The sequence below is a fragment of the Gordonia sp. LUNF6 genome (assembly GCF_047041125.1).
GTDB lineage: Bacteria > Actinomycetota > Actinomycetes > Mycobacteriales > Mycobacteriaceae > Gordonia > Gordonia sihwensis.
This window is the reverse complement of the sequence record NZ_CP178181.1, coordinates 3,849,893-3,870,445: the sequence shown is the minus strand read 5'-3', so window position 1 is coordinate 3,870,445 and position 20,553 is coordinate 3,849,893. Positions and strand designations below refer to the sequence as shown.

The window sequence follows — 20,553 nt, the reverse complement described above, 5'->3', positions numbered from 1 at the left end:
GTGTGCGATGCCAACGCAGCGATGGATGCGTGAGCAGTGGTGAAGCTTCGGCGATCGACCGGTCGCGGTGAGTACAGCCGGTCGCTGGGGCAGGTGGGACGCTTCGTCTTGTCGCACAAAGCGCTGGTAGCGGGCGTCTGGGTGGCTGTTGCCGTGGTGTTGGCTGTGCTGTTTCCCCAGTTGGAAACAGTTGTGCGCCAGCAATCGGTGGACCCAATTCCTAAGGGCGTGCCGTCGTTTCAGGCGCTCGATCGCATGGGCGAGGCGTTCGACGAAAAGGGCGCGAAGACCACGGTGTTCGTGGCAATGGAAGATCCGGCCGGACTCACCGAGCCCGCCCGCCAACGCTATGACGACCTCGTGGTCCGGCTCCGCGCCGACCGCGATGATGTGCAGGCCGTACGCGACCTGCTCGCCGACCCGATCACTGCCCGACAAGCGCTCAGCGAAGACGGCAAAGCCTGGTACTTGCCCGTCGGGGTCAGCGGCAGCCTCGGCGGGCCGACGGCGGCCCACGCTGTGGAATCGATCCGCGAGACCGCAGCAGAGGTCTTTACCGGCACCAGCACGACAGTCCACGTGACCGGACCAACAGCGACCTTCAGCGACCAAATCGTCACCGCTGAAAAGGATCTGGTGGTCATCACCATCGCCACCGTCGTGCTGATCGCCATAATCTTGCTGATCGTCTATCGGTCGGTGTTCACTGCGTTGCTACCGCTTCTGGTCATCGGTATCAGTCTCGCCGTAGCCCGCGGAGTCATGTCTGCGTTAGGCGAACTGGGCATGCCAGTCTCGCAATTCACCGTTGCGTTCATGACCGTCATCTTGCTCGGCGCCGGTGTGGACTATTCGGTCTTTGTGATCAGCAGATACCACGAAAGGCTGCGCCAAGGCGCCGCCGCGTCCGACGCTCTCATCGATGCCACCGCCACCATCGGACGGGTGATCCTTGCGTCGGCAAGCACTGTTGCTCTCGCGTTCTTAGCCATGGTCTTCGGGCAGCTCAGCGTCTTCGCCACCCTCGGCCCCGCCTGCGCAGTGGCGATCCTCATCGGATTCCTCGCCACCGTCACGTTGTTGCCGCCAGTGCTGCTGTGGGCTGCGCGATGGGGGTGGGGTGCCCCGCGCAAAGACCTCACGCGGCGCTACTGGAACCGCATCGCGGTCCTCGTCGTACGCCGCCCGGCGCCGTTGCTGGCCGTCAGCCTCGTCGGATTGACGATCCTGAGCGTCACCGCGCTGGGCATTCAGATCACCTACGACGACCGAGACGGTCAACCCACAACCACCGACAGCAACGAAGGTTACGCACTGCTCAACCGGCACTTCCCGCAAGACATCACCATCGCGGAATTTGTCGTCGTGGATTCGCCCACCGATCTGAGAACAACCAACGGACTTGCCGACCTTGATCAGATGGCAGCTCGGATTGCGCAGATCCCCGGCGTCACCCGTGTGGTCGGTGTCACTCGCCCGACCGGAGCCAAACTCGAACAAGCCCAACTCTCCTGGCAGAACGGGCAGATCGGCGATCGGGTGGCCGGCTCAGTGGGTGAGGGCCAAGCCCGCAAAGGTGACCTCGAACAATTGCGTTCTGGTGCAGACCAACTCGCCGACGGCCTCGAACAACTCGACATACAGATCCGCACCAATCTCACCCCACTGGCTGGCATTCTTAACCAAGTCACCACCATCGGGGCCGAAATAGGTCAATACCAACCACTTCTACAAACACTGACCGCCGCCGCACCCCAACTCGACCAAGCCGCGCAGAACGCCCCTCAGCTAGCAGCCCTGGCCGAACAGTCATCAGCCGCCATAGCCACAATCACCTCAGTGCTCCCGTTACTGGATAACTCAGCGCTGTGCACTCAACTACCCCAATGCAGCACCCTGCGCCAACAAGCCCGCGATCTCGCCGCACTCCGCGACAGCGGGTTCTTCACCCAGATCACGACACTGTCCACCCAGCTCGCGCAGATGGACACCCCCCTCACCGCGGTCACCAACCAACTCAACGCCACCGTCGCCACCCTCGAGACCACGCTGGGAACCATCGGGGCCCAAGACCTGCCAACCAAACTCGCCCAACTGCAGACCGGGGTCTCCCAACTCGCCGCCGGCTCGCGAACACTCGCCGAAGGCGTATCTGCACTCGTCGACAGCAACCTTCAACAACTCGCCGGCATGGCCACGCTCGCCGCCCAACTACAGACCACCGCGCGCGAAACCCGCGGCTCGGACTCGGCCACCGGCTTCTACTTACCCAAAGATGCTTTCGCTGACCAGCAATTCGCCGACGTTGCGCGCCAATTCATCTCCCCGGACGGACACACCGTGCGCTACGCCGTCCAGACAAGCTTCGACCCCTACAGCGCGGACGCCATGCGCCTGGCCAGCACCATCGCCACCGTCGCCAACGACGCAAAACCCAACACCACCCTGACCGACTCCACCGTCTCCGTCGCCGGCTTCCCCGCTATCAACGCCGACCTGCAACGACTGCTCACCAACGACTTCCGCCTCCTGGCCCTGGCCACCCTGGCCATCGTCGGCATCATCCTGATCATCCTGCTGCGCTCACTGGTCGCACCCATCTACCTACTCGGCACCGTCGTACTCAACTACACCGCAGCATTGGGCATAGGCGTCCTGATCTTTCAGCACATACTCCACACCGACATCGCTTGGCCTGTGCCCCTATTAGCGTTCATCGTCCTGGTAGCCGTCGGCGCCGACTACAACATGCTGCTGGTCTCACGATTGCGCGAAGAATCACATCACAACGTCCGAGTCGGAGTGCTCCGCACCGTCACCAACACCGGCTCAGTTATCACCTCAGCAGGCCTCATCTTCGCCGCCAGCATGTTCGGCCTCATCGCCGGTTCCATCGGCATCATGACCCAAGTCGGACTCATCATCGGCGTAGGCCTTCTCATCGACACCTTCATCGTCCGCACCATCGTGGTACCAGCCATCGCCACACTCCTCGGCAACGCAAGCTGGTGGCCCCAAAAGCCAACGACCCCTCCCACCCAACGCCGCCACCGACCCCACCCCGCAAAGCAAACATAAAGCCGGGGGACTGCTGCACGACCAGGTGACAGTTTCGGTGTCATGCCGCTGAGGCGGCTGTGTTGATGATCGTCTCGTATTCGATCGGGGTCAACCGGCCGAGGCGGGCCTGACGACGGCGTCGGTGGTAGGTCCGTTCGATCCAGGTGACGATCGCGATCCGCAACTGCTCGCGGGTGCTCCAGCGGTGCCGGTCCAGGACGTCCTTCTGGAGGAGCGCGAAGAACGATTCCATCGCTGCGTTGTCGCCGGCGGCACCGACTCTGCCCATGGACCCAACCAGGCCGTGTCGGTTGAGCGCGGACACGAACTTCCGCGACCGGAATTGAGAGCCCCTGTCCGAATGGACAATACAACCCGAAACATCGTCCTCTCGGCGGGCAACAGCGTTGTCCAGAGCGGTCACGGCGAGACGGGACTTCATCCTGGAGTCGATGCTGTAGCCGACGATCCGCCCCGAGCAGGCGTCTTTGATCGCGCAGAGGTAGAGCTTGCCCTCGTCGGTCCAATGCTCGGTGATATCAGTGAGCCACACTTGGTCCGGTGTGTCGGCGGTGAAGTCGCGTTCGACCAGGTCGTCGTGCACAGGCGGGCCCGGCTTCTTACCGTTCTTCCCACGTTTCTTGCCGAAGCTCGACCACCACTGGTTGGCCGAGCAGATCCGCCATGCCGTCCGCCCGCTCATCGGCTGACCAGCAGCTTCGGCTTCATCGGCGAGGAAGCGGTACCCGAATTCCGGGTCATCACGATGCGCGTCGAACAGGGCGTTCGCCCGCTCCGCTTCGACCCAGTCTGCCGCGGTGACCGCGTCCCTGAGCCACCGGTAGTAGGGCTGTCTGGAGAGCTTGAGTACCCGGCACGTCACCGTGACGGGGATTCCGTCGGCGGCGAGCTCTTTCACGAGCGGGTAGAGCCTTTTCCCGGAAGGTTCGCCTGCGACAGATATGCCGCAGCCCGTCGCAGGACCTCGTTCTCCTGCTCCAACAACCGATTCCGCTTCCGAAGCTCTCTCAGTTCGGCAGATTCGGTCGACGTTGTTCCAGGCTTGTGTCCGTCGTCGATGGCGACGCGGCGCATCCACTTGGCCAGGGTCATCTCATGGATCCCGAAGTCTTTCGCGACCTGCGCGAGTGTCACGCCAGGTTCACGGTCTCGGGCTACCCGGACCACATCGTCGCGGAACTCCTGCGGATAAGGCTTAGGCACGATAGTCATCCTTCCAGGCCCACCCTCGGGCAAGCCAGATCAGATGTCACCTATACGTGCAGCAGTCCCGTTAGCCCGCTTCAATTCAGTGTTCTCGCGTCTGAGTCGCTTGAGTTCGGCCGATTCCTCAGTCGTTGTTCCCGGCCGCTGGCCAGCATCGACCTCGGCCCGACGACACCACTTGCGGACCGTTTCTGGCGTACCTATCCCGAGTAGCTCAGCGACCTTGCCCATCGCTGCCCACTCCGAGTCATCCTCAGCCCGAATCTCAGCGACCATCCGGATCGCCCGCTCACGCATCTCGGCCGGGTACCTCTTCGTCCCACTTCCTGACATGACTCCATCCTTCCCAACGAACAGAGTCTCCGGACACGCCGGGGCGATTCACGATGAGGATGGGCGCCGGCTGGTGGTGCGTAACGGCTACCACAACCCGCGGGAGGTGATGACCGCCGCCGGTGCGGTTCCGGTGCGGGCACCAAGGGTCAACGACAAACGGGTCGACCCTGAAACTGGTGAACGCCAACGGTTCTCGTCGGGGATCATCCCGGCCTGGGCACGTAAAAGCCCCGAGGTCAGCGCGGTGTTGCCGCTGCTGTACCTGCACGGGTTGTCGTCGGGAGATTTTGGGCCGGCGCTGGAGCAGTTTCTTGGCTCGGGTGCGGGGTTATCGGCGGCCACGATCACTCGACTGGCCAGCCAGTGGCAGAAGGAAGCGGCCGCCTTCGACGACCGCGACATCACCAGCGATTATGTCTACCTCTGGGTCGACGGCATCCACCTCAAAGTCCGGCTCGAGCAGGAGAAGCTGTGTCTGCTGGTGATGATCGGCGTGCGTGCCGACGGCCGTAAAGAGCTCGTCGCCCTGGCCGATGGGTACCGCGAATCCACCGAATCATGGGCCGATCTATTGCGGTCGTGCCGACGCCGCGGCATGGCGGCCCCGAACCTGGCCGTCGGGGACGGGGCGCTGGGGTTCTGGGCTGCGCTGCGCGAGGTGTTCCCGGACACCCGAGAGCAGCGGTGCTGGTTTCATAAACAGGGCAATGTGCTTGCCGCACTGCCCAAGTCGGCCCATCCGAATGCGATCAAAGCGATGCAGGAGATCTACAACGCCGAGGACATCGGCTACGCCCGTAAGGCCATCGCCGCCTTCGAGAAGACCTACGGGGCGAAGTATCCCAAAGCGGTCGCCAAGATCGTCGACGACGCTGATGTGCTGCTGGAGTTCTACCACTACCCGGCCGAGCACTGGACCCACCTGCGCACGACCAACCCGATCGAGTTGACCTTCGCCACCGTGCGGTTACGGACCAAGGTGACCAAGGGACCCGGCTCCCGAGCCGCGGGACTGGCGATGGCCTACAAGCTCATCGAAGCCGCACAAGTGAAATGGCGAGCCGTCAACGTGAAGCGCCCTGGGTTCCGTTCCGAGTCTCAGCAAGGAGAATCGGAGTATGCCCAAGAAGTTCAGTCCAGAGCTGCGTGAGCGTGCCGTGCGCATGGTCTACGACCGCCAAGCCCGCGAGGGCGGCCCTCGCGCAGCATCGATCCGTGCCGTCGCGCCGCAGCTCGGTGTCGGCACAGAGACGCTGCGGATCTGGTGCAATCGCTACGGCGCCACCGAGCCGGTCGGACCGGGAGAGCCGCTCGAGGAGGAGAATCGCCGTCTCCGGCGGGAGCTCGCCGAGGCGCGACGTGCGAACGAGATCCTGAAGGCCGCCTCAGCGTTTTTCGCAGCGGAACTCGACCGCCCCACGACGAAATGATCGCGTTCGTCGACATGCATCGCGAGAAGTTCGGGGTCGAGGCCATCTGCCGCATCCTCAGTGCGACAGAATGTGGGTTCATCACCTCCCGCGGATACCGCGCTGCCAAGAACAGGCCGGCCTCCGCTCGCAGCGTTCGGGACGAGATGCTGGCGGAGGAGGTGCAGCGGATTCATCAGGCGAACTACAGCGTCTATGGGGTCCGGAAGATGTGGCACGCAATGCGCCACGCAGGATGGAACGTCGGTCGCGACCAGGTCGCGAGGCTGATGAAGATCGCCGGCCTGCAGGGCGTTCGCCGAGGTCGAAAGCCCGTCACCACCTGCTCCGCAGACGGAGATGACCAGCGCCCGGACCTCGTTGAACGGCGGTTCGTCGCGGATCGACCGCAGCAGCTTTGGGTCGCCGACATCACCTACGTCCGGATGCTCTCCGGGTTCTGCTACGTCGCATTCGTTACCGATGTCTTCAGTCGCAGAATTGTCGGCTGGGCGGTCGCGCCCACGCTCCACACGGAGTCTCTGCCATTGCTCGCACTGGAGCATGCACTGCAGTCCACCGGGGTGAGCAGGAACGAAAGCGGATTGATCCACCATTCCGACAGGGGTAGTCAATACGTTTCGCTCGCCTATTCGGACGCTCTGCTCGCCGCGGGAGTTACGGCTTCAGTAGGTACCGTCGGCGATAGCTACGATAACGCGCTGGCCGAGACAGTGAACGGCCTATACAAGGCGGAGTTGATCTACTCCAAGCGGATCTGGGAGTCAGTCAGCGAGGTTGAGCTCGCCACGATGGGCTGGGTCCACTGGTGGAACACCTCCCGGCTCCACGAAGCTCTCGGCTACCGCACCCCGGCGAACGTCGAAGCGACCTACACTCACACCACGACGACCGCGCCCGCGACCGTGTAACCACGGAACGAAACCCAGGGCGCTTCAGGCTGGGGATCGCCGCAGTGCACGCCGGGCACAAAGTGCGGTACTTCACCGCCGCCGACCTCGTAGAGACCCTGTATCGCGGACTGGCTGACAACACCGTCGGCAAAACCATCGACACCCTGCTACGCCAAGACCTGCTCATCCTCGACGAGATCGGATTCGCCCCGCTCGACGACACCGGCACCCAACTGCTGTTCCGGCTCGTCGCCGGCGCCTACGAACGCCGCTCCCTCGCGATCGCCAGTCACTGGCCCTTCGAACAATGGGGACGATTCCTGCCCGAACACACCACCGCCGCCAGCATCCTCGACCGGCTCCTACACCACGCCACCATCGTCATCACCGACGGCGATTCCTACCGCATGACACACCGAACGGAGGTACCACCCACCTAGAACATCCCGCACAGGGTGGGGACTTTTACCTGGCCACCAGCGGGGACATCAAACTGGCCGTTGACAGAGGCCCAGGGCTACCGCTCGTGCCAGAACATCCTCGCCCTGGGGAAGAGCGACAAACAACTCCTCGAGCGGGCTTGCGGGCAACTTGTCTCCGAACAGACCCGACGGGCGATCTCCTACACCGCGGTCAAGCAACGCCTGGCGGCGCTGCGGGCCCAGGCCGCCGCACGACCGACCACCGCGGCGGAACCAGCGACTGCTGCGTCGGTAGCGCCACCGGCGGGACAGCGCGACACCACCGGGGCGCATCTGGCCGGGCCCGAGCAGTTCAGCCTTTCTGCCTTGACCGGAGCCACCGGAGCCGACTTGACGGATGAGGGAGGGGCCAAGTGATCGATCGTCACCTCACCGACGCGGACATGCCGTTGTTCACGCAGCTGCGTATGACCGCGTTCGGGCAGACCGTCATCGAGCTGGCCAACGATCCCGCCTGCGACGAGTGGACCTTCTCCCAGAAGATCTTCCACGCGCTGGATAAGGAGATCACGGCCAGACAGGAACGTCGGACCCAGAAACTACTCAAGGCCTCCAGAACGCCAAACCCTGATGCCTGCGTAGAAGAGATCCGTTATCTGGCTGACCGCAACCTCAATCGGGAGCTAATCGCACGGCTTTCCAGCTGTCAATGGATCGAGTCGACCCGCAATCTTGTCGTGCTCGGTCAGTCCAGCGTGGGCAAGACCTATGTGGCTCTGGCACTGCTCAATGCCGCGTGCCGAAAGTACTACAGCGCGAGGTTCTTCCGGCTCGACGATCTGGCCAACCGGCTCGCCGTGTTGGAACCGACCTCGCAGCGGCGGTTGGATTTCCTGACGGATCTGCACAACTGTGACCTGCTGGTCCTGGATGACTTCCTGACGACGCCGGTGGCTGCGCACACCGCGGCCGAGTTGCTCAACATCCTGGCCGCTCGTGAAGGTCGAGGTTCGACTCTGGTGACCTCGCAGTTCGATCCGCCGGACTGGTACAAGTCGCTCCAGGACGCGGTCATCGCCGAATCGATCCTCAACCGGATCGTCGCCGGCGCCGAGATCATCGCCCTGGACGGGCCGAACATGCGCCGACATCTGGCGGACAGCCGATAGTTGGGCGCCGCGGTCGGGCAAGCTAGTATTCTCAATATGACTCGCTGATCACTGTGCATGTTCGAGGCTGATCCGAAGTCCACCACTTCGCGCAGCCTTTTTTATACCAGCGGCGGGACGGGTAGGTTATTCGTGCCGAAATTCGCGTGGAGAGCGACCAGTCCACCGCTTGAAGGCGTGAGAGAAGTTGGCGAGGTCGCTGTATCCGAGATCCGCAGCGATCTCACTCACCGACATCGATCGGTCGAGCAGCCGCAGCATCGCACGATCACGCAGGAATGATTCGCGCAACTCGCGAAAGGTGGTCCCCTCCTCGGACAGGCGCCGCTTGAGTGTGCTACGGGATATCGAGAGCTCGTGTGCGACCCAGTCGTTACTTCGTTTGCCGGGATCCTCCTCCAGGAGCCGTCGCACCTTCTCCGAGAAAGACGTGGTTCTGCTTCGCTGTTCGAGGGTTTGCTGCAGATCAACGATGGCGAGGCGATAGGCGACGGGATCGGAGAACCTACATACCTCGTTGAGGGTATCCGCGGGGACACGAAGGAATGACGTCGGAGCGTCGAAGTACAGGCGCCCAGCTAGGGCGTCCTCATGATTGGCCAGAAAGTTCGGCGCCGACCAGCTCAGATGGAGGGTGACGGTCGGCACATCGCCAGCGAGCATGTCAAGCAGGCGCAGGAGCGCCGACCCGCTGTACGCGACGACCAGGCAGTTCAGGGCCGGATCGCCTGTATGTGCGCTGAGCCCCACAGTAAGCCCCTCGTCTCTTGGGTGGAACTGTGGGCTGAGGGCCGTCGAGATCAAAGGCAGATAGGTGAGCAGCTCGACGATCTCGGCTACCGAACCTGCACTGACCAGAGGAAAGCTCAACGGGCCAAAGGACGTCAACTGAGCCTGCTCGGCGAACGCGAAGCCGAGCGTAGTTGCCTGGTCGACATCGAGTGCGGGGTACACCTCGCGAAACCACCGTATCGGGGCCTGGATGTTCCGCTGGATCAACGTCGTCTCGTCGATTCCTTCGCGAGCCATGATGTTGCGAAGCCGCGCGACAGCGTCTGAGTCGAGTGCTTGGCTCTCGAGCAATTGCGCGAACATGAGTGGAGGCACACCCTCCTCGTTGAGGTTCACCCTGGTCCCCTTTGAGCCGAATTCACAAGTTTCTGACTCTGCCGAACATAGCCGCCGCGCTCGTCTTCGACAACACTTTGACCAAGTTCACATTGAAGACGACGTATCCAGGAGTTGGCTATGGCAGTTGTCACCTTTGTCTCCCACGATGGCCAGAAGCACGAGGCGCCCATCGAGGAAGGGCAGTCGCTGATGCAGGTCGCGACCAACAACGCGGTGCCCGGCATCGACGGCGACTGCGGAGGCGAAGCCGCGTGCGGTACCTGTCATGTGATCGTCGATCCGCAATGGTCCGAGCAGGTCGGCCTCTCGGGTCCCGAGGAGGAGGAGATGCTCGCGATGAACCCCGAGCGCCAGCCGACCTCCCGGCTGTCCTGCCAGATGGCGGCGTCGGCGGCGTGGGACGGCTTGATCGTCGAACTACCCGAATTCCAGATGTGACGGCGAGAAACGGTTAAGACCTGATGAAGATTCCTGAAGCAATCACCGCCAAGGTTCAGTCGACCATCCCGATGGATCTGCAGATCCAGGGCGCGCATCTGTATGACAAGACCCGGCGATGGGTGACCGGGACGAACGGAGAGAAGCTCTTCGTCGAGAGTCCTATCCCGCCGGTCGAGGACGTCGAGCTCGCCGACATCGACCTCAGCAACCCTTTTCTCTATCGCCAGGGGCGCTGGCAGTCCTACTTCGAGCGCTTGCGCAACGAGGCGCCGGTCCACTACCAGCCCAACAGTGCGTTCGGTCCGTTCTGGTCTGTCACGCGGCATGCCGACATCGTGGCCGTGGACAAGAACCACGAGCTCTTCTCCGCCGAGCCGTTCATTGTCATCGGGGCCCCGCCTCGTTTCCTTGATATCGCGATGTTCATCGCGATGGATCCGCCACGCCACGACGCGCAGCGGGCCGCTGTCCAAGGCGTTGTTGCGCCGAAGAACCTGCGTGAGATGGAGGGGCTGATTCGATCGCGTGTGCAGGAGGTGCTGGACGACCTGCCCGTGGATCAGCCGTTCGACTGGGTGCAGAACGTCTCGATCGAGTTGACCGCTCGGATGCTTGCCACCCTTCTGGACTTCCCGTACGAGCAGCGTCGCAAGCTCGTCTACTGGTCAGATCTCGCGACGTCGCTGGAGCAAGCCAACGGCGGGCCCTCGGACAACGACGAGGTGTTCCCCGGCATGCGCGACATGGCGCGAGGTCTCAGCGCTCTCTGGCACGACAAGGCAGCGCGGATGGCTGCCGGGGAGGAACCCGGCTTCGATCTGATCACCATGTTGCAGAGCAACGAGAACACCAAGGACCTGATCGACCGCCCGATGGAATTCTTGGGCAACCTCGTGCTGCTGATCGTCGGAGGCAACGACACGACCCGCAACTCGATGAGCGGCGGTGTTCTTGCGCTGAACCGCTTCCCCGATCAGTTCGAGAAGCTGAAGGCAAACCCCGACCTGATCCCCAACATGGGCTCGGAGATCATCCGGTGGCAAACCCCGCTGGCTTATATGCGCCGGGTCGCCAAGGCCGACACCATTCTGAACGGGCAGTTCATCCGCAAGGGCGACAAAGTAGTGATGTGGTACGCCTCGGGCAACCGCGACGAGCGCGTGTTCGAACGGCCCGATGAGTTCATCATCGACCGGGCCAACGCCCGCAACCACATCTCCTTCGGCTTCGGCGTCCATCGTTGTATGGGCAACCGGCTGGCCGAGCTCCAGCTGCGGATCCTGTGGGAGGAGTTGCTTCCCCGTTTCGACAATATCGAGGTCGTCGGCGAGCCAGAGTACGTGCAGTCCAATTTCGTGAGGGGCATCAGCAAGATGATGGTCCGCCTCACCCCGAAATCCAGCGCATGACCTCGCAGCGGGCCCTCATCGTCGGGGCCGGCCATGCCGGGGCCCAACTCGCGGCCAGTCTGCGCCAGGAAGGGTGGACCGGTGAGATCGTCCTCATCGGCGAGGAGTCGGCGCTGCCCTATCAACGCCCGCCGCTGTCGAAGGGTTACCTGGCGGGGAAGAGCACGCTCGACGAACTCGCGATCCGCAGCGCCAAATTCTACACCGAGCAGGGGATCCAACTCCTGAATGCGAAGGTGGAGGCGATCGACCGCTCGGCTGGTCATCTCGTGTTGAGCACCGGCGACGCGCTGCCCTACGACAAGCTCGCGCTGTGCACTGGGGCCCGCCCTCGACGGCTTTCCATCCCGGGGGCCGACCTGGTCGGCGTCTACTACCTACGCACCGCTGCGGACGTCGAGATGATCCGAGAGGCCACCAGCCCCGGGTGTCGGGCTGTGATCATCGGCGGCGGCTACATCGGACTGGAGACGGCCGCCTCATTGCGTGCGCTCGGTCTGGAGGTCACTGTACTCGAGGCGACCGAGCGCGTCCTCGAACGGGTCACCGCCCCCGCTGTATCGGCGTTCTTCGACCGGATCCACCGGGAGGAGGGCGTGAACATCCGGACGGGCGCGCTGGTCGAAGCTCTATCAGGTGACGGCAGGGTCCGCGAGGTGTTCCTGTCCAGTGGCGAATCAATTCCCACCGACCTCGTCATTGTCGGTATCGGCGTTGAGCCGAACACCGAGCTCGCCGCCGCCGCGGGTCTGGTCGTCGACAACGGCGTCGTGATCGACGACCAGACCCGGACCAGCGACCCCGACATCGTGGCGGCTGGGGACTGCGCCAGCCATGACATGGCCCGTTACGGCCGTCGCATACGCCTGGAGTCCGTGCCGAGTGCGGGTGAGCAGGCCAAGGTGGCGGCCGCGACCGTCTGCGGCAAGTCCAAGATGATCGCGGCGCTTCCATGGTTCTGGTCGGATCAATACGATCTCAAGCTCCAGATCGCCGGTCTCAACACCGGGTACGACGAAGTCGTCCTCAGCGGCGACCCGACCCGGGACCGCGACTTCACCTGCTTCTACCTGCGTGCGGGCGAGCTCATCGCCGCCGACTGCATCAACCGGCCCCGTCACTTCATGTTCAGCAAGCGGGTCATCACGCAGCGACTCCCCATTGGCCGGACCGAACTGGTGCTCGCAGGCTCTGTCTGAGGTGATCGGTCCCTTGGCGGCGATGGTACGACAACAGCGAGTACGGGCCCACATTTCGGAAAGGAACGTCAGTGACGAACATCATCCAGCTCCCGCTGGCGAAGGGTCGTGAGCGGCTCTCGTCGGTATTCCTGGCACCATTGCCGAGTCGGGCCGACGCGACCCTGCTAGGGGTCAGCGACCAGTGGCCTGTTCGTGAGCTCGCCCCGCCCCCGGCGGGGTCGGGGCTCGAGCCCGTCCGAGGGACCGCGGGCATGCCTCTGCTCGGTCACACCCTGGACTACATCAGGTTCGGCTCCAACTTCACCCGGGCCAGGTACCAACGCTTCGGACCGGTCTGGTGGATGGGCGCCTTCGGCACGAGAATCGTGATGGTGGCGGGCGCGGATGCCACACAGGAGGCGCTGACGACCAAGGCGAAGTCGTTCTCCCAGGACGGGTGGACCTATCTCATCGATGCTTTCTTTCACCGGGGCCTGATGCTGATGAGCTTCGACGAGCACAGGATGCATCGGCGGATCATGCAGGAGGCGTTCACCCGCGACCGGCTCGCCGGCTACGTCGACCAGCTCGGCCCGACGCTGGAGACCAGCATCCGCAGGTGGACAGCGGGCCGGTCCACGCGCATCTACCCACTGTTGAAGGCCCTGACTCTCGACGTCGCAACGGAGGTCTTCATGGCAGGTCGGGGAGGGAGCGAGGACACTGACGCCATCAACGACGCCTTCGTGGCCACCGTGCGCGCAGCCAGCTCGATCATCCGTTTCCCGCTGCCGGGGACTCGGTGGCGCGCCGGAGTCCATGGGCGCACGCTCCTGGAGGACTACTTCACCCGGCATCTGCCGACGGCTCGAAGTGCCCAGGGAGACGACCTCTTTGCGGGGCTGTGCCATGCGCGCACGGCCGACGGTGAGGCGTTCACTGATGAGGACGTCGTCAACCACATGATCTTCTTGATGATGGCGGCCCACGATACCTCGACCATCACCACCACCGCTGCCGCCTACTTCCTCGCCAAGCACCCAGCCTGGCAGGAACGGGCTCGGGCCGAGTCCGACCGACTCGGTGAACGCCGCCCCGACATCGACGACCTGGACTCGATGGCGACTCTCGACCTGGTGATCAAGGAGACGCTGCGCCTCGTGGCGCCCGTGCCGATCGTGATGCGCAAGACGATCGAGAACGTGGAGATTGCCGGACGCCACATCCCGGCGGACACCCTGGTGGCCGTGGCTCCTGCGGTGAACCACTTCGACGAGTCGTGCTGGACCGAGCCCGACACCTTCGACCCCGACCGTTTCAGCGAGCCGCGCCATGAGGACCAGAATCACCGTTTCGGGTGGATCCCCTTCGGCGGAGGAGTGCACAAGTGCATTGGTCTGCACTTCGGCACCCTCGAGGTCAAGGCGATCCTGCACCACATGCTGCGCACTTACACCTGGTCGGTCCCCGACCAGTATGAAGTGAGATGGGACAACACCTCGCTCCCCATTCCTGTCGACGGGTTGCCGATCACCCTGGAGCGCAGATGAATCCGGCACCGGTGGCGTTCTTGGGGGCGACCGACTTCCTCGACATCGAGCACGAGTCCGTCCGGGCATTCACCGCCGCCGCGGTTGGGGATGCGAGCACCGACCGGGACAAGGCCAATCGCCTCTTCACCGCCGTCCGTGACCAGATCTGGTACGACCCCTACACGGTGTCGGACAATCCCGCCCACTATCGAGCCAGCTTCGTCCTCGAGTCCGGGCGCGCCTATTGCGTCCCGAAGGCGGTGCTCTTGACCGCGGTGTGCCGAGCGGCAGGGATTCCGGCGCTGCTGGGTTTCGCTGACGTCCGCAATCACCTGCAGACCGAAGCGCTGCGAGCGCTCATGGGCGGCACAGACCTGTTCGTCTATCACGGCTACAGCCGTCTCTACATCGACGGCCGGTGGTTGAAGGCGACGCCTGCGTTCAACACCGAGTTGTGTGCGCGTTTCGGTGTGCCGCCGGTGGATTTCGACGGTGATCGCGACGCACTCCTGCACGCCTTCACCGCCGACGGAGCCCAGCATATGGAGTACGTCCGCGAGCGCGGCATCTTCGACGATCTGCCTTTGAACGCGATCCTGACCGAGCTTCGGCATACCTATGGACCGTTGATGTTCAAGCGCGCTGACGTGATCGCTGACGCTTTCACCGACACACCCACCAGCCGCACCCAGCCCGACGGGATCTCCGGTGGGTTCCACTCACCCCTGGAGGACCGATGAGCACGGCGACCGCAGCGGACGCCTTGGACGTGTGCAACCCAGCCGATGGCCGGCTGATCGCAACCGTCCCTGTGGATGATCGCGAGACCGTGAACGGTGTCGCGGCTGACCTCCGCTGCGCCCAGGTCGGGTGGGTCGAGGCTGGCCCGCGGCAACGCGCCAGATGGTTGCATCGCTGGCGGGACTGGATCCTGGCTCACACCGACGAGCTCACCGATCTGCTGCAAGCCGAAACGGGCAAGGTGCGCCCAGATGCCCTCGTGGAGACGACCGCGTCGTGCGAATTCATCACCTACTACGCTGACAACGCCGAGAGGTTTCTCGCTGGCGAGCAGGTCAGGTCCTCGAGTCTGTTGAGTCTGCCGAAGCGGCTGTCCAAGACCTACCACCCATATCCGGTTGTCGGGCTCATCACGCCCTGGAACTTCCCGATCACCCTCTTCCTCATGGATGCAGCGCCCGCGTTGGCTGCCGGATGCGCGGTCCTGGCGAAGTCCTCGGAGGAGACGCCACTGACGTGTGCGCGGGTCGTCGAGGGCTGGCACGAGATCGGCGCCCCTCCGGTCTTGGCCCATGTTGTGGGTGCCGGCGAAGCGGGTGCGTCGGTGGTGGACGCCGCTGACTTCGTGCAGTTCACCGGCTCGACAGCCACCGGGCGTGCGGTCGCGATCCGCTGCGCCGAGCACCTGAAGCCGGTGAGCCTGGAGCTGGGCGGTAAGGATCCGGCGATAGTGCTGGAGGACGCCGACCTTGCTCGTGCGGTGGAGGGGATCGCGTGGGGCGGTCTGTTCAACGCAGGGCAGGTCTGCATCTCCGTCGAGCGGGTATACGTGGTAGCTGAGATCTACGACGAGTTCGTGGCCCGGCTGACGCAGAGGGTGCGCTCCCTGGCCCAGGGTGCGGCGACAGGTGACGACGTGGGTGCGATGGTCACTGCGAGGCAGGTCGAGATCGCCGATCGCCACGTCAGCCAGGCGGTGGCGGCGGGTGCGCGGGTCCTGGCCGGCGGACCCGGAGTGCGGTCGGGAACTACTACGCTCCGACCGTCCTGGTCGGTGTCGACCACACGATGGCTTGCATGACCGAGGAGACCTTCGGCCCCACGATCCCGGTGATGCTGGTCGCGGATGAAGACGAGGCCATCCGTCTGGCCAACGACTCGGCGTACGGCCTGTCTGCGACGGTGTGGACCCGCGACCACGCTCGGGCACAGCGCATTGCGAAACGCCTGGACGCGGGTGCGGTCAACATCAACGACGTCTTCAGCAACCTCTTCGCCACCACACTGCCGCACAGTGGATGGAAGGCATCGGGTATCGGTGCGCGGCTCGGCGGTGCCTACGGGCTGCACAAGTACTGCCGGGTCCAGGCGGTGACCGAGCCGCGGATTCCTGTCCCGGCACGAGAACTCACGTGGTACCCGTACACCTCCCGGCGTGCGGCCATCGCCGAAAGAGTATTGCGCGCGGCAGCCGGCCGCGGCCTGTGGCAACGCCTCGGCCTGAACAAGGAGAACAGCAAGTGACGACGCACATCCCCCACACTGCCGCCAAGACTGTGGCGATCACCGGCGGAGCCCGCGGCATCGGCTACCAGACCGCGAAGGAGCTGATCCGACGAGGCCACCGCGTCGCCATCGGCGACGTCGACGAGGCACGTGCCAAAGAGGCCGCCGTCGAGCTCGGGGTGAAGGTCGTCACCCGCCTCGATGTCACCGATCCCGACTCGTTCCGCGAATTTCTCGACCTGGTCGAGGGGGGCCTCGGCCCCCTCGACGTGCTGATCAACAACGCGGGCATCATGCCCACCGGGCACGCCCACGAGGAAGCCGACGCGGTGACCCGGCGGCAGGTCGAGATCAACGTCCTGGGAGTCATCTTCGGGACCAAACTCGCCCTCCAACGGATGCTGCCGCGGCGTGCCGGGCACATCATCAACACCGCATCACTGGCCGGTGAGCTCGCCGTACCCGGTCTGGCGACCTATTGCGGCACCAAGTTCGCGGTCATCGGGTTCACTGAGGCAGCACGACAGGAATACCGCAAGTCCGGGGTCCAGCTGTCCACGGTCCGGCCTACGTTCACCAACACCGAGCTCGTCGCTGGGACGGCTGGGGCCAAGGGACTGCGCAACGCCGAGCCCGAGGAGATCGCTCGAGCGACAGCCGATCTGATCGAGAATCCGCGTTCTTTCGTGCGTGTCACCCGCCTCGCCGGCGGCATGGTCGCCGCGATGAAGTTCGTCCCCGGTCGGTTGGCTACCTGGCTCGGATCGGCCCTGGGCACGGACTCGGTGTTCCTCGACGACGTCGACATGAGGATACGCCAGGCCTACCTGGACAGAATCCGGAGCAACTGATCCAGTCTTCGAACCCCGTCGTGCGCCGATCCACCGAAGAGGAACTCCTATGCCCCGCAGAACCCTGATCAAGGACTACCCGCATCGGATGGCGGGGCATTGCGGCTCTGGCGCGATGCGCGATCTTCTGCACTGGCATGGTCTGGGGTGGGATGGACCGCCCGACGAAGGTCTGGTGTTCGCGCTCGGTGGCGCGGTGGGGCTATCCTACCTCCGGTCGAGCGACCTCGTCCCACCGCTGTACCTGGTGGGACGAGGTGCCGACTTCGAAGTCGATCTACCCCGCCGACTCGGCGGACAGGTCCACGTTCTCACGACCGACGATCCTCGCGAGGGATGGTCATGGGTTCTCGACGAGATCGAAGCAGGCAGACCCAGTCTGGTGTGGGGCGACATCGGTGAGTTGCCGTACCTGCGGGTCCAGTTGCGGATGAGTCGCCACGATATCGTCGTGATCGGTCACGACGAGGCCGAGGGGATCGCTTTTGTCGTGGACAATGACCGCGCCGAGGTGCAGGAGGTCCCGCTCGATGCGCTGGCTCGGGCGCGGTCCTCGAAGTCTTTCCCGGAACCGACGCGCCACTGCACCTACCGCATCATCTGGCCGGACGCGCTGCCAGACGTGGCGGAAGTAGCGGCAGAGGCATTTCGCCAGTCCGCGGCCAGTATGCGCCGCCCGTCGCAGCCCGGGATCGTCGATCTCACGACAGCGGCGGCCGGGGCCGAGGGCCTAGCTGCGGTCGTACAGCTGGCGGCCGACGTTCGGACCTGGGCCGATCTTCCGATAGACGACCTCGAGATCCTCCTGTTCAGCCTGAGCGCTTTTATCGAGAAGGCAGGTACCGGCGGCGGGCTGTTCCGCCGATTGCTCGCCGATGGCTGCGCGGATGTCGCACGCCTGACCGGCGACTTCGCCACCGCTCAACTCGCCGTCTCCGCCAGCCGTTGTGCGCAGGCATGGACCGAGACTGCACGTGCCGGTATCCGGCGCGACGTTGATGTGCGAGCGCGCGCGGCCGGGATGTCTTTGGCGGCTAGCCGGCTGCCAGAGCTGGAGTTGGACCTGGTCGAGTCCCTGGAGTCTGCTTCAAGCTCGCTTATGGCTGCAGATCGCTGACAGCCCCACTTTTCCCCGGACGCTCGGTCTCCGGATCGCTGTGTTCGAAGGCAACTCTCTCAACAAGGAATGCTATGCAGAGCACGATGATGAACGTCCCGTTGACAACTGCGGCGATTCTGCGCCACGGCTCGAGTGTGCATGGCTCGGCAACCGTGCGGACCTTGCAGCCCGACGGGAGCGTGAAGGTCGCCTCGTTCGCCGAGATCGGACGGCGGTCCGCCCAGTTGGCCAACGCGTTGCGCGGTTGCGGGATCACAGGCGATGAGCGCGTCGCAACCTTTATGTGGAACAACCAGGAACATGTGGAAGCCTACTGTGCGGTGCCCTCGATGGGCGCGGTACTGCACACTCTCAATCTACGCCTCGCCTCAGATCAACTCGTCTACATAGGCAACCACGCCGAGGACCGGGTCGTGATTCTCGACGGAAGCCTGGTCCCGCTGCTGGCCCCCGTGCTGCCGCACATCACCAGTGTGCACACCGTCGTCGTGACCGGGGGGGTGGACCTCACCCCGCTGCACCGTGACGGGCTCACAGTCGTGGGTTACGAGGAGTTCATCTCCGCTCAGCCCGAGACGTTCGACTGGCCTGACCTCGATGAGCAGTCAGCAGCCGCCATGTGTTACACCTCCGGTACCACCGGGACCCCCAAAGGCGTCGCCTACAGCCACCGGTCGACCTACCTGCATTCGATGGCGGCCTGCGCCGCCGACGGACTGCGAGTCGGCTGCGATGACCGGATCCTCGCTATTGTGCCGATGTTCCATGCCAACGCCTGGGGACTGGTCTATGCCGCCCTCATGGCAGGTGCCGACCTTCTCATGCCTGACCGGTTCCTGCAGGCCGAGCCGCTGGTACGGCTCATCGATGCCCAGAAGCCAACCGTCGCAGGCGCGGTCCCGACGATCTGGAACGACGTGCTGAACTTCGTGGAGGCCAACCCCAGCTACGACATCTCCTCTCTCGGCCTGGTTGCCTGCGGTGGCTCCGCCGTGCCCGTTCACCTGATGGAGATCTTCGAGGAGAAGTACGGCGTACAGGTTGTCCAGGCGTGGGGAATGACCGAGACCTCGCCGCTGGCCACCGTCGCGCGTCCGCCGGCATCGCTCGACACGCAGGAGCGGTGGCGCCTGCGAGCCACTCAAGGCCGTCCGGTTCCAGGTGTGGAATTGAGGATCGTCGGCGACGCGGGCAATGAGCTCCCGCACGACGGCGAAGCCGTCGGCGAGCTGCAGGTGCGCGGACCTTGGATCACCGGCTCGTACATCGGCGAAGAGGATGACGGGGAGAAGTTTCAGGACGGTTGGTTGCGCACCGGCGACGTCGGTCGGATCGATGAACGCAGTTTCGTCACGCTGACCGACCGCACAAAGGACGTGATCAAGTCTGGCGGGGAGTGGATCTCCTCGGTCGAGCTCGAACTGCTGCTCGCCGGACACCCCGATGTGCTCGAGGCATCTGTGATCGGGGTGCCGGACGAGAAGTGGCAGGAACGTCCCCTCGCGGTGATCGTCGTACGTGACGGGCGCGAGCCCACACCTGCCCATCTGCGTGACTTCCTCGTTGGCAAGGTCGCCAAATGGTGGCTGCCCGAGCGTTGGTGCTTCGTCTCCGAGGTGCCCAAGACCTCGGTCGGCAAGTTCGACAAGAAGCGCCTGCGCTCCCTGCATGCCGAAGGAGAGCTTGCCGTCGTCGAAATCTAGGAATCCTCTCTAGATCATCGAGCACGGGTCCCTGCTCACATCGTGGGGTTAGGATCCGCGGCGGACAGTCCGACTTCGAGTACCTTGCCCGGCCTTAGTGGTCACGCCTCTCTTCAGTCACGCCGCGAACGCAGACCGGGTGGTGCGACATACCCCACGCTGAGTCAGCCGAGAACCTCGCAGGCCAAACCTCGACTGCCGCGCGATCGCGGCCACTTGGCGGCCCTGGATACTTCCTGCTGGTACCTGCGAAAATTCCCACCTGCAGTGCTGGCGGCGGTCCGGTTCGACCATCGCAAGGTGTGGGCGATGTGCCGTTGCGACGGGCACCCGGTGTCGCAGGCGACCGTGCTGCGGTGCCTGCGAGACGAGGGTCTGCTGCCGCCAGCCGCAAGGCTGCG

At 64.2% G+C, this 20,553-nt stretch carries 13 protein-coding genes, 4 pseudogenes and 1 other annotated feature; of the genes and pseudogenes, 14 read left to right on the top strand and 3 right to left on the bottom strand.

The features are described 5' to 3' along the window. Positions 1-36 precede the first annotated feature (36 nt). The gene (locus ACK8HH_RS18200) at positions 37-3,078 is read left to right on the top strand and encodes an RND family transporter (protein ID WP_006896682.1); all 3,042 of its coding nucleotides are present in this window, start codon (positions 37-39) and stop codon (positions 3,076-3,078) included. Between the two features lie 40 nt (positions 3,079-3,118). Here ACK8HH_RS18200 and ACK8HH_RS18195 read toward each other — a convergent pair. After that, positions 3,119-4,284, bottom strand: a protein-coding gene (locus ACK8HH_RS18195) for an IS3 family transposase (protein ID WP_371308121.1) whose coding sequence is annotated in 2 segments (ribosomal slippage) — positions 3,119-3,997 and positions 4,000-4,284 — 1,164 coding nt in all. Because the reading frame shifts where the segments join, the coding sequence is not laid out codon by codon here. A gap of 69 nt (positions 4,285-4,353) precedes the next feature. Further along, positions 4,354-4,620, bottom strand: a pseudogene (locus tag ACK8HH_RS18190) (transposase); the annotation flags it as partial. On the opposite strand from ACK8HH_RS18190, the pseudogene ACK8HH_RS18185 reads away from it, so the two are divergent. From ACK8HH_RS18185 to ACK8HH_RS18170, 4 genes and pseudogenes are all read left to right on the top strand, one after another. Next, a pseudogene (locus ACK8HH_RS18185) lies at positions 4,619-5,692 on the top strand (IS256 family transposase); the annotation flags it as partial. The pseudogenes ACK8HH_RS18190 and ACK8HH_RS18185 overlap by 2 nt on opposite strands. A 49-nt stretch (positions 5,693-5,741) precedes the next feature. Next, positions 5,742-6,964 (top strand): IS3 family transposase gene (locus tag ACK8HH_RS18180; protein ID WP_085948520.1). Its coding sequence is split into 2 segments (ribosomal slippage): positions 5,742-6,021 and positions 6,021-6,964, totalling 1,224 coding nucleotides; the frame shifts between segments, so codons are not numbered across the junction. After that, positions 6,011-6,144: a sequence feature (AL1L pseudoknot), on the top strand. Its footprint overlaps the gene before it by 134 nt. A 32-nt stretch (positions 6,965-6,996) precedes the next feature. Further along, positions 6,997-7,386 (top strand): annotated as a pseudogene (locus tag ACK8HH_RS18175) (ATP-binding protein); the annotation flags it as partial. Positions 7,387-7,781: 395 nt separating this feature from the next. Beyond that, positions 7,782-8,537: an ATP-binding protein gene (locus tag ACK8HH_RS18170; RefSeq protein ID WP_003937311.1), complete on the top strand. Its 756-nt coding sequence runs from the start codon at positions 7,782-7,784 to the stop codon at positions 8,535-8,537. A 126-nt stretch (positions 8,538-8,663) separates the two neighbouring features. Here ACK8HH_RS18170 and ACK8HH_RS18165 read toward each other — a convergent pair whose 3' ends face one another. Next, on the bottom strand, positions 8,664-9,665 hold the full coding sequence (locus ACK8HH_RS18165) for a helix-turn-helix domain-containing protein (protein WP_008382041.1): 1,002 nt from the start codon (positions 9,663-9,665) through the stop codon (positions 8,664-8,666). Positions 9,666-9,785: 120 nt separating this feature from the next. Between ACK8HH_RS18165 and ACK8HH_RS18160 the strand changes: the two genes are divergently transcribed. From ACK8HH_RS18160 to ACK8HH_RS18120, 9 genes and pseudogenes are all read left to right on the top strand, one after another. Next, positions 9,786-10,106, top strand: a complete 321-nt coding sequence (locus ACK8HH_RS18160) for a 2Fe-2S iron-sulfur cluster-binding protein (protein WP_003937313.1) — start codon at positions 9,786-9,788, stop codon at positions 10,104-10,106. A gap of 23 nt (positions 10,107-10,129) precedes the next feature. Then, positions 10,130-11,518, top strand: coding sequence for a cytochrome P450 (locus tag ACK8HH_RS18155; RefSeq protein WP_003937314.1), 1,389 nt, complete (start codon positions 10,130-10,132; stop codon positions 11,516-11,518). Continuing rightward, positions 11,515-12,717, top strand: coding sequence for an NAD(P)/FAD-dependent oxidoreductase (locus tag ACK8HH_RS18150; RefSeq protein WP_003937315.1), 1,203 nt, complete (start codon positions 11,515-11,517; stop codon positions 12,715-12,717). The genes ACK8HH_RS18155 and ACK8HH_RS18150 overlap by 4 nt, the downstream gene beginning before the upstream one ends. 71 nt (positions 12,718-12,788) lie before the next feature. Then, entirely contained in the window at positions 12,789-14,249 is a 1,461-nt protein-coding gene (locus ACK8HH_RS18145; protein WP_003937316.1) for a cytochrome P450, read from the top strand. After that, a complete protein-coding gene (locus ACK8HH_RS18140; RefSeq protein ID WP_003937317.1) occupies positions 14,246-14,971 on the top strand; it encodes a transglutaminase-like domain-containing protein in 726 nt (241 codons plus the stop codon). Before ACK8HH_RS18145 ends, ACK8HH_RS18140 begins: the two co-directional genes overlap by 4 nt. Continuing rightward, positions 14,968-16,496, top strand: a pseudogene (locus tag ACK8HH_RS18135) (aldehyde dehydrogenase family protein). Before ACK8HH_RS18140 ends, ACK8HH_RS18135 begins: the two are co-directional and overlap by 4 nt. After that, complete coding sequence (locus ACK8HH_RS18130) at positions 16,493-17,329, top strand: SDR family oxidoreductase (protein ID WP_003937319.1); 837 nt, start codon at positions 16,493-16,495, stop codon at positions 17,327-17,329. Before ACK8HH_RS18135 ends, ACK8HH_RS18130 begins: the two are co-directional and overlap by 4 nt. Positions 17,330-17,378: 49 nt before the next feature. Next, entirely contained in the window at positions 17,379-18,446 is a 1,068-nt protein-coding gene (locus ACK8HH_RS18125) for a BtrH N-terminal domain-containing protein (protein ID WP_003937320.1), read from the top strand. Positions 18,447-18,520: 74 nt separating this feature from the next. Beyond that, positions 18,521-20,152, top strand: coding sequence for a long-chain fatty acid--CoA ligase (locus tag ACK8HH_RS18120; protein ID WP_003937321.1), 1,632 nt, complete (start codon positions 18,521-18,523; stop codon positions 20,150-20,152). Positions 20,153-20,553 lie beyond the last annotated feature (401 nt).

Coding starts and splice junctions, on each gene's coding strand:
- ACK8HH_RS18150 (WP_003937315.1), top strand. CDS start 11,515: ATGACCTCGCAGCGGGCCCTCATCGTCGGGGCCGGCCATGCCGGGGCC.
- ACK8HH_RS18140 (WP_003937317.1), top strand. CDS start 14,246: ATGAATCCGGCACCGGTGGCGTTCTTGGGGGCGACCGACTTCCTCGAC.
- ACK8HH_RS18155 (WP_003937314.1), top strand. CDS start 10,130: ATGAAGATTCCTGAAGCAATCACCGCCAAGGTTCAGTCGACCATCCCG.
- ACK8HH_RS18120 (WP_003937321.1), top strand. CDS start 18,521: ATGCAGAGCACGATGATGAACGTCCCGTTGACAACTGCGGCGATTCTG.
- ACK8HH_RS18160 (WP_003937313.1), top strand. CDS start 9,786: ATGGCAGTTGTCACCTTTGTCTCCCACGATGGCCAGAAGCACGAGGCG.
- ACK8HH_RS18125 (WP_003937320.1), top strand. CDS start 17,379: ATGCCCCGCAGAACCCTGATCAAGGACTACCCGCATCGGATGGCGGGG.